Annotated in this window: 13 protein-coding genes; 7 read left to right on the forward strand and 6 right to left on the reverse strand. The window is 72.0% G+C overall.

What is annotated here, in order from left to right; translation table 11 throughout:
* Positions 1-99: 99 nt before the first annotated feature.
* From WMF12_RS07725 to WMF12_RS07755, 7 genes are all read left to right on the forward strand, one after another.
* Complete coding sequence (locus WMF12_RS07725; protein ID WP_437869766.1) at positions 100-1,590, forward strand: MDR family MFS transporter; 1,491 nt, start codon at positions 100-102, stop codon at positions 1,588-1,590.
* 69 nt (positions 1,591-1,659) lie between these two features.
* Positions 1,660-2,583, forward strand: coding sequence for a TolB family protein (locus WMF12_RS07730; RefSeq protein ID WP_437869767.1), 924 nt, complete (start codon positions 1,660-1,662; stop codon positions 2,581-2,583).
* Between the two features lie 252 nt (positions 2,584-2,835).
* Positions 2,836-4,065, forward strand: a complete 1,230-nt coding sequence (locus tag WMF12_RS07735) for an arabinan endo-1,5-alpha-L-arabinosidase (RefSeq protein WP_437869768.1) — start codon at positions 2,836-2,838, stop codon at positions 4,063-4,065.
* Between the two features lie 87 nt (positions 4,066-4,152).
* The gene (locus WMF12_RS07740; RefSeq protein ID WP_437550779.1) at positions 4,153-4,779 is read left to right on the forward strand and encodes an RNA polymerase sigma factor; all 627 of its coding nucleotides are present in this window, start codon (positions 4,153-4,155) and stop codon (positions 4,777-4,779) included.
* Entirely contained in the window at positions 4,776-5,843 is a 1,068-nt protein-coding gene (locus WMF12_RS07745) for a tetratricopeptide repeat protein (protein WP_437869769.1), read from the forward strand. Before WMF12_RS07740 ends, WMF12_RS07745 begins: the two co-directional genes overlap by 4 nt.
* A complete protein-coding gene (locus WMF12_RS07750; RefSeq protein WP_437869770.1) occupies positions 5,840-7,012 on the forward strand; it encodes a hypothetical protein in 1,173 nt (390 codons plus the stop codon). Before WMF12_RS07745 ends, WMF12_RS07750 begins: the two co-directional genes overlap by 4 nt.
* Before the next feature lie 257 nt (positions 7,013-7,269).
* Positions 7,270-8,268 (forward strand): rhamnogalacturonan acetylesterase, encoded by a 999-nt coding sequence (locus WMF12_RS07755; protein ID WP_437869771.1) that lies wholly within the window; start codon positions 7,270-7,272, stop codon positions 8,266-8,268.
* Between the two features lie 182 nt (positions 8,269-8,450).
* On the opposite strand, the gene WMF12_RS07760 is transcribed toward WMF12_RS07755, so the two are convergent.
* The 6 genes from WMF12_RS07760 to WMF12_RS07785 form a co-directional block, all read right to left on the reverse strand.
* Entirely contained in the window at positions 8,451-10,943 is a 2,493-nt protein-coding gene (locus WMF12_RS07760; protein ID WP_437869772.1) for a cellulose binding domain-containing protein, read from the reverse strand.
* 588 nt (positions 10,944-11,531) lie between these two features.
* Positions 11,532-11,900, reverse strand: coding sequence for a molecular chaperone DnaJ (locus WMF12_RS07765; protein WP_437869773.1), 369 nt, complete (start codon positions 11,898-11,900; stop codon positions 11,532-11,534).
* 284 nt (positions 11,901-12,184) lie between these two features.
* Positions 12,185-13,987 carry a hypothetical protein gene (locus WMF12_RS07770; protein ID WP_437869774.1) on the reverse strand — a complete coding sequence of 601 codons (1,803 nt, stop codon included), beginning with the start codon at positions 13,985-13,987 and terminating at the stop codon, positions 12,185-12,187.
* Positions 13,988-14,285: 298 nt separating this feature from the next.
* The gene (locus WMF12_RS07775) at positions 14,286-14,510 is read right to left on the reverse strand and encodes a DUF2188 domain-containing protein (RefSeq protein ID WP_437744975.1); all 225 of its coding nucleotides are present in this window, start codon (positions 14,508-14,510) and stop codon (positions 14,286-14,288) included.
* A 70-nt stretch (positions 14,511-14,580) separates the two neighbouring features.
* Positions 14,581-15,171, reverse strand: a complete 591-nt coding sequence (locus tag WMF12_RS07780) for a GTP-binding protein (RefSeq protein WP_437744976.1) — start codon at positions 15,169-15,171, stop codon at positions 14,581-14,583.
* Between the two features lie 377 nt (positions 15,172-15,548).
* Positions 15,549-16,796, reverse strand: a complete 1,248-nt coding sequence (locus WMF12_RS07785; protein ID WP_437869775.1) for a hypothetical protein — start codon at positions 16,794-16,796, stop codon at positions 15,549-15,551.
* Positions 16,797-16,905 lie beyond the last annotated feature (109 nt).

Here is a 16,905-nt window from a genome sequence, read left to right on the forward strand (position 1 = left end):
GCCTCACGGCGCGCTCGCCGCGCCTTCCGCCCCGACGCGCGGCGCGGCGCGGCGTCCCGCTTGCCGCGCCGGCTCATCCACACCACATCCACCACCTGCATGGCTCCAGAACGCAAGACGCACCGCGCCCTCACCGTCGCCGGGCTGATCCTGGCCCTCGCCATGGCCGCCCTCGAATCGACCGTCGTCGCCACCGCCATGCCCACCGTGATCGGCGATCTCGGCGGGATTCACCAGTACGCCTGGGTCACCACCGCCTACTTGCTCACCTCGTCGGTGCTGGTGCCCATCTGCGGCAAGCTGTCGGACATCTACGGCCGCAAGCCGATCATGCTCTTCGGCATCGCCGTCTTCCTGCTCGGCTCGATCGCGAGCGGCGCGGCGCAAACGATGCCGCAGCTCATCGCCTTCCGCGCCCTCCAGGGGGCCGGCGCCGGGGCGATGCAGCCGATGGCGATGACCATCTCGGGCGACATCTTCGATCTCAAGGAGCGCGCGCGGATCCAGGGCGTCTTCGGGGCCGCCTGGGGGCTGTTCGGCATCATCGGCCCGATGGTGGGCGGGCTCATCGTGCACTACTTCTCCTGGCGCTGGGTCTTCTACATCAACATCCCGTTCGGCGTTGCGTCCGTCGCGCTCGTGGCGACCTCGTTCCACGAGCGCATCGACAGGCGGCCTCACGAGCTCGATTTCCTCGGCGCGGCGCTCCTGTCCGCCGGCGTGGTCGCGCTGCTGCTCGCCACGGGGAGGCTGGGCGGGGAGACGACGCTGCTCGCGGCGGTCGCGTCGGCGGCGCTGTTCGCCGCGTTCTTCGCGGTCGAGCGCCGGGCCCCCGAGCCGATGATCCCGCTGCCGCTCTTCCGGCGCCCGGTGATGCTCATCTCCAACGTGGCCGGCGCGATCCTCGGCGGCGCGATGATGGGCACGATCACGTTCGTGCCGCTCTTCGTGCAGGGCGTGCTCCGCGGCACCCCCACCGACGCCGGCAGCGCCATCGCGCCGATGCTCATCGGCTGGCCGGTCGCGAGCGCGATCGGCGGGCGGCTCATCCCCCGGGTCGGGTTCCGCCCGCTCATCTGGATCGGCCTCGGCGTCACGGCGACGGCGGGGCTCGCGCTCGCGCTCGGCGGGGCGCACGACACGCCGCTGATGCTCCGCGCGACGACGCTGGTCTTCGGCGTGGGCATGGGGCTGTCGAACGTCGCGCTGCTCATCGCGGTGCAGAGCAGCGTCGCGTGGGATCAGCGGGGGATCGCCACCGCGAGCACGATGTTCTCCCGGCTGCTCGGCGGCGTCGTGGCGGTGGGCATCATGGGCGGCGTCCTGACGGCCCAGCTTGCGAAGGACCCGTCGATCCCCGCGGACGCCGCGAGCCGGCTTTTGACGGCAGAGGGGGCGCGCGGCCTCGATCCGTCGATCCTCCAGCACCTCGGGGAGGCGCTCACGTCCGGCCTCACCACCGTGTTCTGGATCATCGCGGCCATGGGGGTCACCGGCTTCATCGCGGCGCTGTGGTTCCCCCGCGTGCCGCTCCAGGCCGCCGGGGGAGACGCGGCCGTCGCGCCGCCGAGCGAGGCCGGCGTCGGGTGAGGCGACCCGCCCGCGTCGCCAGGGACGGGGCTCGATCCAGCGCACATGGGCGCGTATGAACGGGGGTGGATGAGGTGGCGGTCCCGGGGGATCACGGTGGCGTGCGGGCTCGGGCTCGCGCTCGGCGGGGCGGGGTGCGAGGACCAGCGCTTCGTGATCGGCGTGTTCGCGCCGGGGCAGGGCGGGGGAGGGGGGGCGGCGGGCGCGCCGGAGCGGCCGACGTTCGATGCGCCGGCGGCGGTGACGGAGCTGAACAGCGACGCCAGGGAAGAGGACCCGACGCTGACAGGCGATCTCCTCGAGATCTACTTCATGTCCGATCGCAGCGGCAGCCGCGATATCTGGGCGTCGCGGCGGGCGGCGCCAGGCTCGCCCTGGGAGGCGCCGCGCGCCGTGGAGGCGCTCAACAGCGCGGATAGCGTCGAGGACACCCCCTGCGTCTCCGAGGACGGGCTCCGGATCTGGTTCTTCAGCGAGCGCGCTCCGAAGGGCATCTGGCGCGCCGAGCGCGCCGGCCGAGACGACCCGTGGGGCGCGCCGGCCCGCGTGGACGCGCTCGTCGCCGGCGACGGCGAGGCGATGTCCCCCCACGTCGATCCCTCCGAGCTCCGCGTCGTGGTCGGCGTCGAGCCCCCGGGCGCCGAGACGTACATCGCGATCGCGTCGCGCGAACGCCCGGAGGACCCCTGGGGCGCGCTCGCCCCGCTCGCCGGGCTGGACGGCGCGGGCGACGAGCACGCTCCGTTCCTGTTCGACGAGGGCCGCCAGATCCTGCTCCGATCGAGCCGTGAGGGCGGAGGAGACCTGTTCTGGGCGCGACGGCCGTCGACCGAGGCGGCCTTCGAAGAGGCGGAGTCGCTCGGTGAGCCGCTGAACCTTCCCGCAGAGCGCGACACCGATCCTCACCTCTCGCCCGACGGGGCCGTCCTGTTCTTCGCGTCGACGCGGAGCGGGGTGGCCGACATCTACGAAGCTCGGCGCGTCGCACGATGAGTCGTGGCATCGCCGTCTCGGTGTAAAATTTCTGCGAAGACGGTTTTTGACGCTCCACGAGAAGCTCGAGCAACCCATGATGGATCGTGGGCGCTCCGGCCCACGTGGGAGAGCGGGACGACTCGTCCCGGAGGACATCGAGCCGACCTCATGGCCAGCACCTCGACGGATGATCCGCCCATGGATCCTCAGGAGTTCACGATGCGTCTCACGCTTTGCCGATCACGGCGGCGACGGGTGTCCTCGCCCACGTTGAGCCTCCTGATCGGCGTCGTCGCAACGCTCGCGGGCTGCAGCACGGAGCCCTCGGCGCAGGGCTCCGGGTCAGGCGGCCAGGACAGCGGCGCCACCGGCACGACCACCGCTTCCTCCACCACGGCGAGCAGCGGCGCGGGAGGCCATCCGAGCGCGACGTCCGGGGTGGGTGGCGCCGGGGGCGCGGGCGGGAGCGGCGGCGCCGGAGGCAGCGGCGGCGCTGGCGGCAGCGGCGGCGCGGGCGGCAGCGGCGGCGCGGGCGGCAGCGGCGGCGCGGGAGGGGCCGCGGACAGGTGCGCCGATGCCCTCTACGACCCGGCGAGCCCGCCAGAGGCGCTGCCCCTGTCCGGGAACCTGGGGACCCACGACCCGGCCATCATCCAGGCCGGCGACCGCTACTACCTGTTCCAGACGGGGGACAGGCTCCCGATGAAGAGCTCGTCGAACCTCACCGCGTGGCAGGCCGCCGGTCGGGTGTTCGACGCGAAGCCCGCCTGGCTGGAACAGAAGGTCCCGGGCGTGAGCGACCTGTGGGCGCCCGATATCTCGCGCTTCGGCGACACCTACCATCTCTACTACTCCGCCTCCACGTTCGGCAGCAACCGGTCGTGCATCGGGCACGCGACGAAGGCATCGCTCGACTCGGCAGGTCCCTGGACGGACCGCGGCGCCGCCATCTGCTCCAACGACGGCGCGGCGCGGGACGACTGGAACGCGATCGATCCCAACGTCGCGATGGATGAGGAGGGGACGCCGTGGCTCGTGTTCGGGAGCTTCTGGGGCGGTATCAAGATGGTGAAGCTCGCCCCGTCGGGGGAGCGGGCCGACAAGGAGCTCCACGCCCTCGCCGCCCGCCCCGACGCCCGCGGGGCGCTCGAGGCGCCCTTCATCGTCCGGCGCTGCGGCTTCTATTACCTGTTCGTCTCGTTCGACGCCTGCTGCCGTGGGACGGACAGCACGTACAAGATCGCCGTCGGTCGTTCGAAGAGCATCACAGGCCCGTACGTCGACAAGGAGGGGACACCGATGATGTCCGGCGGCGGCAGCATCGTCGTGGAAGGAAACTCCCGCTGGCGAGGGCCCGGGCACAACGCCGTGCTGTTCTCCGGCGATCGCGCTTACAACATCTATCACGCCTACGACGCGCAATCGAACGGCGCCCCCACGCTGCGGATCTCCGATCTGGCGTGGGACACCGACGGCTTTCCGCGCTCCGGAGGGCCCTAGTCGCGCCACCGCCGCCGGGCTCCGCGCTGCGCGCCCTGCTGATCGGGACTCATGGACTCCACCGTCGTCGCCAGAATGCGAAAGCCCGTGACTGACCTCCACGCGCCGCCGGAGGGAGCGCCTCCGCGGGCGGACGAGCTGCTCGGGCTCGCGCGCGCCGCCGCGGGGCGCGATCCGGCGGCCATCCGCACGCTCATCACCGAGCTCGGCGGCGCCATGTTGCGGAGCGTGCGGAAGGTGCTCGGCCCGCATCACCCCGACGTCGAGGACGTGACCCAGGAGGCCGTGCTCGCGCTGCTCCAGGCGCTGCCGTCCTTTCGCGCGGAGTGCACCGTGCTCCACTTCGCCAACCGGATCGCCGTGATGACCGCGCTCGGCGCGCGCCGGCGCCTCAGCGTGCGCGCGCGCTTCGACGAGCCGGGCGCGCCGATCGACGTGGCCCCGGACGAGAGCGGCGCGTCGCCGTTCGCCGAGGCGGTCTCGAGCCGGCGGCGTAAGATGGTGCTCGAGGTGCTCGACAGGATGCCCGAGGCGACCGCGGAGGCGCTGGCCCTCCATTTCGTGCTTGGCTACACGGTCGACGAGATCGCGGCGCTCGCCCGCGTCTCTCCGAACACGGTCTGGAGTCGGCTCCGGCTCGGCAAGGAGGCGCTGCGGCGCGCGCTCGCCAACAACGCGAAGCTGGCCGAGCTCTTCCGGGGCAGGGAGACATGACCGCCGACTGTCGGAGCGAGCTCCTCACGCGGGTGCGCCGCGGCGTCGCGACCGAGCCGGACCGGCTCGCCCTCGACGCCCACCTCGGCACCTGCGCGTCGTGCCGGATGAGCTGGGTGCTCGCGCTGGACTTCGACGCCGCGGGCGCGGCGGAGCCCGGGGACGCAGAGCTCCTCGCGCGCATCGCGAACGCCGCGATCGGCGGGGCCGTGATCGACCTGCCGTGCGAGGGAGCGCCGGCGCGGCGGCGGCGCGAAGGAGCGCCCGTGCGGCTCGCGAGCGCGCCCGTGCGGCCCGACAACGACGTCCGGCGCGGAGACGGCGGCGCTCGGCCGGGGACCCTCCTCGCGGGGCGGCGCTGGGCCGGATGGACGCGGAGCGCCTGGCTCTGCGCCGCGGCGGCCGTCCTCGTCGCCGGGGTGTCGCTCGCGACCTCGGCGCTCGTCCAGCCGCGCCCGGCGGCGGAGATGGGGCGGAGCGCCCGCCTGCTCGAGCCCTCGCTGCGCGCGGCGGTGTCCCGTGCGCGCGCCGCCGAGATTTTCGGGGCCGGTCCGTCCGAGGGCGAGGCCGCGCCGGCGCCCACCGGAGCGGCGCCGCCGGAGCTCGCGCCGGCCGCTCCGAAGCCGCGCGAGGCCGAGCGCGGGCCGAGCGCGGCGGCGTCCTCGCCGAGCGCTTCTCCGACCGCCTCGACGGCGGAGCAGCTGTTCCGGGAGGCCAACGACGCGCGGCGCGCCGGCCGCTCCCGGCGCGCCATCGAGCTCTACCGCGCGCTCCAGAAGGGGTTCGCGTCGTCGCCCGAGGCCACGCTCTCCCTCGTGTCGCTGGGCGGCCTGCTCCTCCAGGACGGCTCGCCTGCCGCGGCGCTGGCGCAGTTCGACCGGTACCTCGGCGTCGCCGGGTCGCGCCCGCTCGCGGTCGAGGCGCTCTATGGCCGCGGGCGCGCCCTGCGGGCGCTCGGGCGCGCCGGCGACGAGGCGCAGACCTGGCGGCGCCTGCTCCGGGAGCACCCGGGTTCGCCCTACGTCGAGCACGCCCGCCGCCGCCTCGCCGAGCTCGGAGGGTGATCACGGAGCGAGCGCCGATCTGGCTCGGGGTCGCCGCGGCGATCGCGCTCTCCGCGGCGCGCGCCACGGCCATCGAGGAGGGGCCTTCGGCGGCGTCCGCGTCGCCCGGCGCGCCGGTGGTGGAGATCGTGCTGACGGGCCCCGCGCCGAACCTCGGCGCGATCCGGGCGGCGCTCGAATCTCAGGCGCTCTCCGCGTTCACGCTCCGGTTCCGGGTCGCGCCGACGTTCGACGCGGCGGCGCTCTTCGAGGCGCGGGCCTCCTCCGGGGTGGCCCTCTCCTGCTGGATCGACGTGAGCGATCCGCGCCGCGCCGCGCTCTACTTCACCGATCCCGTGGCCGATCGCTTCCTGGTGCGCTCGATCGAGCTCTCGGGCGGCTTCGACGAGCTCGATCGCGAGTCCGTGGCCCAGGTCGTGGAGCTCTCGCTGCGGTCGCTGCGCGGGGGCGCGCGCGCGTCGCTCGATCGGGATCAGGCGCGCGCGCTCGTCCTCCGCCAGGCGGCGCCGGCGGGCCAGGCGGCGCCGGCGGGCCAGGCAGCGCCACCGCCACCGGGCGGCGCGCCGGGCCAGGCGGCGCCGCCGGGCAGCGCGCCGGGCCAGGTTGCGCCGGCGCTGCGCGGCGCGCTGGAGCTCGGGGCGTTCTACGGCGTCACGGTGCACTCGACGGAGCTCGGCTGGACGCACGGCCCCGGCGTTCGCGTCGCGCTCGGCGGGAGCTCGGGGCGGCAGCGGCTCGCCCTCGACGCGCGCATCCAGTACCAGTTCGAGCGCCGCTACGAGGAGCCGCGCATCGGCCTCGATCTCCGCACGATCGCGCTCCGCGCGGGCGCCTCCTGGCTCTACGCCCTCACGCCCGGCGCGGCGCCGCTGGAGCTCGGCGCGCGGCTCGGCGCGGGCCTCGATCATGTCGAGGCGGCGCCGCGGCCAGGCAGCGCTGGCGCGCCGTCGTTCGTCCCCGCCGGGGCGAGCGCCTCGAACGCGCTCGTGCTCGTGGCCGGCGCCGTCGCCAAGCTGCCGCTGAGCCGCGATGTCCGGCTGTTCACGGAGCTCTTCGTCGAGCTCGATCCCGCGCGCGTCCGCTACGATCTCGCGCTCGAGCAAGGGACCGAGACCGTCCTTGCGCGGTACCGTTTCCGGCCTGGCGTGCTGCTCGGCGTCGAGCTCTGACGGCGTCGCGTCGGCCTGGCGTCGAGCCGTGGGATGGTCGTTCTTATGAAAATTTGCGCTTTGACGCGACGGCCAGGCGCCCGCGAGAAAGTCGAACGATGCGTGATTGATCGCAGCCGCCTCGGCGCACGTGGGGAGGACAGAGCGGTGCTTTGTGGACGCTTCGCGCTCTCATCACCCACGTTGGCCACGCACGTCCCTCCGGGCACGCACCCGACGCGTGCTCGTCGTGCACTGTCTTCCTGCAGGAGCTCGTCATGCGAATTCGGCCCATCTTCATGACCGTCGTGCTTCATTCTTTCGTCGCCGGCATCGGCTTCGCGTCGGGGGGTTGCAGCTCGGGAGACCCCGACGATCACCCCGCCGCGCAGACCACAGGCAGCGGCGGTGGCGGCACCAGCGCCAGCGCCAGCGCAAGCACAAGCGCCGGCAGCGGTGCGGGCGGTGCGAGCAGCGCTTCCGGCCCCAGCGCCGCGGGTGTGGGCGGCGCGGGAGAGGGCGGCGGCGGTGCGGCCGGAGGGGCGACGAGCGCTTCAGGCGGCTCGGAAGGCGGCGGCGGGAGCGCCGAGCTGCCGGATGTCACGGTGTACATCGCCGGCGACTCGACCGTTCAGACCTACGTGAACAGCGCCCTTCACCAGGCGGGCTGGGGCCAGATGCTGGGAGAGTTCTTCGACGAGCGGGTGCGCGTCGAGAACCGGGCCATCGGCGGCCGGACCGCGCGCCGGTACATCGACGAGGGCCGCCTCGACGACGTCCTCGAGGACATCCAGAGCGGAGATTACTTCCTTGTGCAGTTCGGCACGAACGACAGCAACAAGACCGCGACGTACGAGCACGACGGCGAGACCATTCCCTATTACCTGGACCCCGCGACGGACTTCAAATCGTACCTCGAGCAGTACATCACGGGCGCGCAGGAGCGCGCCGCGACGCCGGTGCTTGTCACCCCGCCCCCGCGGCGATCGTGCTCCGGGGACAGCCACGAATTCGGCAACGGCCTGAGCGCCTATGCGCAGGCGATGCGGGAGCTCGGAGACGAGCTGGACGTGGCCGTCATCGATCTCAACGCGAAGACGCTCGCCCACCTGAACTCGATCGGGTGTGTGGCGGCGGGCGAGGACTTCTTCCTCGTCCGGGCGGACGGCTCGGTCGACGGAACCCATTTCAACGAGACCGGCGCCCGGGTCATGGCGGGCCTGGTGGCCGACGGCACCGAGGACGCCGGCCTGACGCTCGCGCAGTACCGGAAGTGACGGGACCGACGCGCCTGTCGAGCTCGCGGCATCGACCTGAAGCATCCTCTCTAATTTCGGAAAAATTCACAGGGAGGCGGGGAGATTGGGAGTGAAATCCCATGAACCTCCCCGCCTCCCTGTTCAATCTTTTCTTTTGATAAAATACCAACAGAATGAGGCAATTGGTCAGGGCGTCGACGTCACTTCACGTGGATGTCCGGCCTGGGGGGCGCCGCCATTCCGCCGCCGATGTGGAAGCTCGGGTGGGGCGGCTGGTTGTAGGCGGTCTGCTCCGAGCTGACCTGCATGCGGTACTGGGGGTCGTGCATCAGCGTGTAGAGCCGGCGCGTCGTCACGTTCGTCGTGGTGTACAGCCGCAGCGCCGAATTGTCGGACTCGCGCCACACGATCTCCTCGCGCCAGTCGCCGAGCAGGTCGGCCGTGAGCGCCGGCGTCGACTTCGTGCCGTTGTTCGAGGCGCACTGGCTGCAGCTGAGGAGCGAGCCGCCGCCGTACTTGGTGATCGACGTGTTGTTCTGCAGCTCGCGCAGCTCGTCCGCGTCCCACCAGATCAGGAAGTTGGCCGACGCGGGCTGGCTCCCGACGTTCGACCCGCTGGTCGCGGACAGGAGCCCTCCCGTGGAGTTGGTCCACATCTCCGCGCCGGCGTTGCTCGCGAGCACGTCGCCCGCCACGCCGCGCCCGGTGTCGGCCCCCGTGACGGGGCCCTGCTTGAGGATCGCGCAGGAGTTCGCGTCGTGAATGTCGTAGGTCGGCTTGGTGCCGTCCTCGTGCGGCATGAACACCTCGAGCCCCGGGCGTGAGAGGACGAAGTCGCTGACGTGCAGCGCGTCGCCGTGCCCGAGCGCCGTCGAGCACTTCCGGGTGCCGTTGCTGTCGATCGTCGAGGCCCCGTAGATGACCTCCTGCGCCCCGTCGGCGTCGACGTCGGCCACGACCATCGAGTGGGCGCCCTGGCCCGTGTAGGCGGTGTTCGCGTTGCTGTCGGCCTTCCAGATCTGGGTGAGCTTGCCGCCGCGGAAGCTCCAGGCGGTCACGGTGGCTCGCGTGTAGTAGCCGCGGGCCATCAGGATCGCCGGCTTGCCGCTCGCGTCCTGGCCTGTCCCTAGATCGCTCACGAACGCCGCGCTCGCGAGGAACCGATCGACCCGGTTGCCGTACGAGTCCCCCCACGAGGAGACCGTCCCCCGGGCCACATCGAAGGCGACGGTCGCGAGCTCCGCGCCGCTCGCGCCGCTGAACACCGTCAGGTACTCGGGGCCGGTGAGCACGTAGCCCGCGGCGTTCCGGTAGTCCGCCGCGTCGTCGTCGGAGGCCGCGGGACCTCGGCTGAGGTAGGCGCCCGCGCCGTCGCGCGTGCCGGGAGCGGTCTTCACCGCGATCTCCGCGTTGCCGTCGCCGTCGAAGTCGTACACGACGAACTGCGTGTAGTGCGCGCCCGCCCGGATGTTCCTCCCGAGGTCGATGCGGAAGAGGCGCTTCCCGTCGAGCTTGTAGGCGTCGAGGTAAACAGGCCCCGTGCAGCCAGCCTGGGAGTTGTCCTTGGCGTTCGAGGGATCCCACTTGAGGATGATCTCGTACTGCCCGTCGCCGTCGACGTCTCCGACGCTCACGTCGTTCGCGGAGTACGAGTAGCTCTCGCCGGCGTTATCGCACTTCGATGGAGTCGTCCCGCCCGCGGGGGCCGTGAGGGGGATGCGGAGGTAGTTCTGGCCCCAGGTCGCGGCGGCGGGGGAGGCGGCCTGAGCGACACCGCCGACGACTGCCCGGACCGTATAAGTCGACGAGCTGGTGCCGGCGGTATCGAGGGTGTTGGTGCTGTTCGTGACGTTCGCGATGCGCGTGCCGTTGCGGTACACATCGTACGAGATCGCGCTTGGGTTCGCTGCGTCGTACTCGTAACCGAACATCCGCCATCCGACGTAGACGCCGTTCGAGACCTTGACGGCGACCACGCCGCGATCGAGGTCCTCCATCTGGTAATGCCCGGTCGGGGCGGCGCCGCCCGCGCCGCCGGAGCCGCCCGCGCCGCCGGAGCCGCCCGCGCCGCCGGAGCCGCCCGCGCCGCCGGAGCCGCCCGCGCCGCCGGAGCCGCCCGCGCCGCCGGAGCCGCCCGCGCCGCCGGAGCCGCCCGCGCCGCCGCTGCCGGTGCTGGCACTGGTGCTGCTGGCGCTGGTGCTGCTGGCGCTGCTACTGCTGCTGGCGCTGGTGCTGGCGCTGGCGCTGCTGCTGCTGCCGGACCCGCCCGCCGTCACGCTGGCGAGCGCTGGGCGCTGCGAGGGGCCGCTCGCGTTGGCGCAGAACCCGAAGCTCGTCGATGCCCCCACCGCCAGGGTCGCGTTGTGCGCTGCGGGCGTGGCGACCAGCTGCGACCCGCTCACGCTCGTGGTGGCGCTCCACGCGTTCGTGAGCGTGGAGCCGTTCAGGTTCGTGGTGATCCGCCAGCTCGTTGTCGTCGTGGTTCCCGTGTTCCGGATGGCGACGTCGGCGCAGTACCCGGTCCCCCAGTCCGACGCGACCGTCAGTGTGGCGGTCAGCCCGTCGCCCGTCAGCGGTTGATCCCAGGCTTCCTGTTGCTCGAGCCCCCCTTCGGGCCCGTAGGCGTCCTCCACGACGCACGCTCCGAGGAGCACGAGGGCAGCGGCGGTCGCTGCCGACAAGCAAGTTCGCATGGAAAGTTCCTTTCAGAGCACGCGGAGCGCGAGGCGATCCGCGAAAGGTCCTCGGCTTCCAGCGCCGGTGGCCCTGGGGCCGGCGGCGCTCGGAGACCGAGGATCAATGAATGACCTCCATGGTTGCTCGAGCAGCTCGGACCCAATCACGAAAGCCACTCGTCCTCCGCGTTTTTCGGCAGATGGGAGTTTTTGCGGCGTACGAGAATGCGTGATCGTCCCGCGAAGCCTGATGATGGCGGGCGCCCACCGAGGTTCCCTTGCCCGCGATTTCTCGACATCTTCTCGACATCCCGTGCCGATCTCGTGCAGACGAGTGACCGTGCTCGTCCACGACGATCGCCGCCGCCACCGCGGCAGCGCCGGAGCCGCCGATTCTCGTCGGACACCGGGAAAGGGCGGCGTGTGTGAGCCCGCGGCGGCGTGCTAGCTCGACACTGTCCACAAATAATCCACACGATGTGGACAAATGTTCAGGCGTCTGTGTGGCCGGGTGCTGCCGGTGGGCCTGGCTGCTGGCGCGCCTGCTCGGCGCCTGACGTCAGCGGAAGCCGGACCTGCCGCCGCGCCCGCGAGCCGCGCCAGGGATCAGGGCGCCGGCGGGCGGATCTGCTTGCGGATCTTCTTGATGAAGGTCTGCGTGCATTTGCCGTGGCTGCCCTCGTGCTCGATGATCTCTCGCGTCAGCTTCGCCTTCGTCTCGTTCGAGACCGTCGCGCTGGCCCGCACCTCGTTCGCCAGGTGGCCCCCTTCGAGGGTCCCGGGCCACGTCTGCTTCTCGACGACGGCCGCCACGTTCGTCGGCCGGTGGTGCGAGGCCTTCGTCTTGGTGACGTCCCGGAAGCCCCCGTCGTCGGACCGCCGCCCGGAGCCGTGGCAGCTCGGGCACGTGGTCGTGTTTCCAAACGAGTTGGCGATCCGACCGTCGCCTCCGCAAATCCCGCACGTCTCTGCCATCTGTCGGGTGTACTGTACTTCCTGTGCGCGAGCAGGCGTTCTCTCGCGTCCCGGCGAGAAATGTCGCGTCAGGCGTGGCGCGGACGCCCAGCGCGGGGCCAGGCGTCCGCTGATCGAGCTGGGTGAGAGCGGACGAGCTCCGCTGCCGTGGCTCGGCCATCCCTCGCGGCTCGCGCCTGCTGCGCGCGGCTCGCGCAGCTCGGCGGAGGACGTGCCGAGCTCCAGCTCACGTGGGCTCGGTCGCGCGGTGCGACGCCTCGCTCACGCGACGAGGGCGGGCGCGGCTAAAGGCACTCGGCCTCGCACGACTGTGCGCACTGGCTCAGCGTGAGCCGGCCGTCCTCGCGGCACAGATCCATGCACGAGTCGTAACACGCATCCGAGTTGTTCGGCACGAAGTTCACGGTCACGGTCCTCGCCGCCGACATCGTCACGAAGCAGCCGTTGCCCAGGACGCTGTCGCACCCGGTGAACACCACGTCGTGTCCCGCCGACGAGGCCAGGAGCATCACCTCGCTGCGCGTCGGGAACGCGGCAGAGCAGCTCGAGGTGCAATCGAGGTTCAGCGGCGTGCTCACCACGCGGCCCGCGCCGCTGCCCGCCGCGCGGACCACGCTGAGCGTCGATGTGCCCAGCTGCGGAGGGGTGACCTCCAGGAACGACACCGCGCTCGCCAGGCCGGCCCCGAGGTCGAACGTGGTGCGCGTGTGGCTCTGGCACGCGCCCGCGCCGGTGTTGCCGCTGCCGGCGTCGCTGCACACGCGCGCCGTGAGGGACGGAGGCACGACGAGCGATACGATCCGGTTGTCGCCGATCGCGTTGAGCGCCGCGCCTGCCCAGCGGCCGGCCCCGAAGCTCACGCGGGTGCCATAGAGGTCCTTCTCGGTGAAGGCCGTCACCACGCGCACGACCTCCGCGTACGAGGTGCCCGCGAGCACGGTCGTGGGCGTCGGCTCATCGTAGAACCGGCAGGTCCCGACGCCGTGCCCGCTCGTCCCGCCCTCGTCCGTGCACACGCGCACGCGCGCGCCCGGCGGGACGTAGATGGAGCGCGTTTGGTCGTTGCCGACCCCGGAAAAACCCCCGGTGTTGGCGCGGTGCTCCCCGTAGCCGAAGGCCGACACGCTGCCCCGGTAATCCTGCTGGCTGAAGAGCAGCACCATCGGCTCGATCTCGACGAACGAGATCGCGTTCCTGTAGGCGGCAGGCACGTTGTGCGCGCCCCCGTACTCGATGGTCGGGTTCTCGATCGTCGCGCAGCTCCCGCCTGTCCCGCTCACGCCCTCGTCGATGCAATAGCGCATCCGGCTCGCGGGCGGCAGGCGCACGCGCGTGATGCTGTTGTCGCCCACGCCGCCGAGGTGACCGAAGCTCGCTCGATGGCGGCCGATCCCGAGCTCCTGGGCGCGGCCGTCCTCCGCGGAGACGATCGCCCGGCCGAGGATGCCGGCCGAGCGCATGCAGCGATCGGCCATGTGGGGGACGCTGTGGAGCCCTTGGTCGTACTCGCCTTCAGGATAACCGCAGCTGTCATGGCGATAGTCCTGCTGGTGCATCGCCTCGTGCCAGATGACGCCCGCGACGCCGGCGCGCTCGAAGTCGCTCATCCCGGCGGCGGCGACGCCGTCGAGGTAGCCCCTGTCGATGTCCATCCGCTCGTGGGAGTCGCCGTACCCGTCGTACAGCGCGTGGCCGATGGCGTCGGTCAGGTCGGCGCAGGTGGCGGTCACGTCGGCCACGTTGCCGCTGCGCATGACGTTGCGGACCTTGGTGTACTGGGTGCTCCTCGGCTCGTTCGCGAACGGGTCGTCGCCGCCCTGGTAACAGGGCTTGTACCACTCCATCATCCGGTACCGCAGGCAGGCGTCGAACTCCTTGGTCATCGCGATCTGCCGGCCGGCCTGGTGGGCCTCCTCGAGAACGTCGCGCTGCGCGAGCGTGCACGAGCTCGTGTTCAGGTCTCCGTACAGCGCCTCTTGCGCCTCGGAGATCTCCGGGCCCGCGGGCTCCTCGATCGCGTCGGCCCCGCACCCGGCCAGCACGGCGGCGATACCAAGAAAAAGCGACTTCGTCTCTACCCTGTTCATGGTCGTTCCCTCGAGCGGCCCTGCCCGAGCCATCCCCGGAGCGGGGCGTTCGGGCGAGCGTGCCGGGCTCATCGCAATCGATGTGCCCGGCCCCTCGGGCGCGGCGCACCGGCGAAAAAGGCGGGAGATCGAGGCCCGCGCCGCGCGGCCTGCGGGCGTCCGCCGGCGCGTTGCGCGAAGGTTCGCTCAAGCTGGGCGGGGGCTCGCTCAACGGATCGGGCTCGGCCAGAGCCCCGTGGCGGCGAGCAGCTCGACGGCCCGGCTCATCGCCTCGATGAGGCGACCCATCTGGCCGCGGTCACGCCGCGAGCCGATGCTCTATCTCGATCGGCGTGAGCTGCGGCGGCTGCTCGTCGACGACGAGCGTGCTCCCCGGGTGCTGGCGGACGAGGTCCTCCGTGGACTCGATCGCTTCCTGCACGGTGCCATACGGGAGCGAGCGGGTGACGTATCCCTCGGCCGCGACCACCCAGCCCCAGCCGTCGGGGTCCGGCATGACGTGGTAGGCGAATCTCTGTGTCATGGCGTGTCCTCCCTCCGGGAGGGTGAGCCCGGCGCGCGCGAGCCGCAAGAGATCGGCGCTCGCGAGGGCCCTACCGCTGGCGGCGCTGCACCTCCTTGAGCGCGAGCTTCGAGATCGCCCTCAGGGTGTCGAACACGCCGCGCCCGCTCGCCGCCGCGGCCTCGAACTCGGGCGCTCCGCCCGGGTTGAGGAGCTCCCGGAGCTCGTCGATATCGGCGATCCCGTCGAGATCCCGCTTGTTGTACTGGACGACGAACGGCAGCCGCCCGGGCGAGCGGCCCTCCTCGGCGAGGTTGTCCCACAGATCGGCCATCGACTCGACGTTCGCGTCGAGCCGGGCGCGCTGAGAGTCCGCCACGAACACGACGCCATCCAGCCCCTTCAGGATGAGCTTCCGGCTCGCCCTGTAGAAGATCTGGCCCGGCACCGTGTAGAGCTGAAGGCGCGTCCGGAAGCCCGACAGGCCCCCGAGATCGAGCGGAAGGAAGTCGAAGAACAGCGTGCGATCGCTCTCGGTCTTGAGCGAGATGAGCCGCCCCTTGGCGCTCGGCACCGTCCGATCGTACACGTAGTGAAGGTTCGTCGTCTTGCCGCAGAGGCCGGGCCCGTAATAGACGATCTTGCAGTAGATCTCCCGGCTCGCATAGTTGATGAACGCCATCGGCGTGCTCCTCCAGAGTCGACGTTCGAGGGGGAGGCAAGGCCGGTCCCCGCATTGAAATTGAAAGCGACCGGAGGCCACCGCATTGGAAGCGATGGTTGCGGTCGTCCAGCGCAATGAAAACGAAGGCGGCCACCGGTGCCCGCGCTGGAAGCGGCGTCCGTGGTCGATCCCGCGCTGGGAGGCGAGGCGCTGGCCGCCCCCCCGCGTCCCGGCGTCCTGCGCCGCGCCGGGGGCGCCCCGCGCGCCGCGAGGCGCGCTCCCAGCACGTCGCGCGGCGCGCCGCGCTGCTTGCTCCCCGGCGCTACGTCACGCGCGGCCGGCGGCGAGCGGACGCGCCGCTGCTGCCGCCGCGAGCGGCGCCGCGCCGGCGGCGATCACGAAGACGCGTCGGCGATCGCGTGGAGGGCCGCCACGAAGCCCTCCAGGGAGGCGTCGCGCGCGTCGCTGTGCTTCACCAGCCGCTCGTTCACGGCGATGAGCTCCACCACGTCCGGGCTCGCGCCCGGGACCCGCCGGAGCTCGTGCACAGCGCGGCTCACCCGCGACGGCGGGTCGAGGCACGCGAGCGCCGACAGCGCCGCCGTCGCGCCCGCCTCGCGGCCCGCCGCGAGGGCCTCCCGCGCCATCCCGAGCAGCACCAGCGCGAAGGCGACCTGGATCGCCTCCAGGAAGCCGCGGGAGACCTCCTTGCCGCCCTGGCTGGCCTCGCTCCACGCGAGCGTCACGAGCTCGCCTATCTCCGAGAAGGCGCGCCTCGACATCAGCGTGGAGAGCGTCTCCAGGCCGTGTTTGTCCCACGCCGCCCGCGTCGTCAGCTGGCGCGCGAGCCAGGAGAGCACGGCATACGCGTCGTCCCCCGCCCGGATCGCGCCGAGCGCGATGTCCATCAGCGCGGCCCGCGCCACGCCGTGCGCCTCGAGCCAGCCGAGCAGGTTCGCCCGCTCCGCGCCCCGCGGCGTCCGGCGCGCCTTCTCGAGGATCGCGTCCCGGAGCGCCGGGGGAAAATGGAGGATATCGACGCTCCAGTCCTCGTCCGAGCCGCGCGCGCGCTCCATCGCCAGCGCGGCCAGCGCGTCGTCGTCGAGCGAAATCGCCCCGGCCCGCCTCGCCGCGAGGATCTTCGGGACCGGCAGATCGCGCAGCGCGGGGCGCTCCCCGTTCAGGCCGTCGAGCTCGTCCCCGTCGAGCAGCGGCGGCAGCCCCTTGTGGACCTTGGGCGCGAGGATGAACCCCGAGGGCCACTGGACAGGCTCGCGCCGGCAACGCTCGAGCACGCGCTCGTAGATCCCCGCCGGGACCTTGCCGCGCACGAGATCCGACAGCTCGATCCACTCCTCCTCGTCGAGCACGAGGCGCGGCACGCCCAGCACCTCGTGCTGGAAGTGCGCGGGATCCTGGATCGCGAGCCGCGCGAGCTGCCGGATCACCGGCCCGCTGAAGCCGCTCTCGCAGCGCGCCCTCCAGCGCAGGAGATCGGATGTCCCGAGCTCGTCGATGTGCTCGGACAGGAAGGCATGATCGTCTGGCTCCAGCGACGGCTGACGGAGCACATGAAAGAACGCGACGGGACGGGCACGGCCCCGGTGCGCGCGCACCAGGGCCTCAATCTCCGCCTTTCGCATGGCGCGACCTCATCACCCGAGACCCCATGTGGGATCAGGGACACTCTCAGGTCCATCGTCGCCAGGCGCGAGCGCGGCCCGTCATGACTCGTCGGTCGGTGGAATGACG

This window comes from Sorangium sp. So ce363 (assembly GCF_051520435.1).
GTDB lineage: Bacteria > Myxococcota_A > Polyangia > Polyangiales > Polyangiaceae > Sorangium > Sorangium cellulosum_B.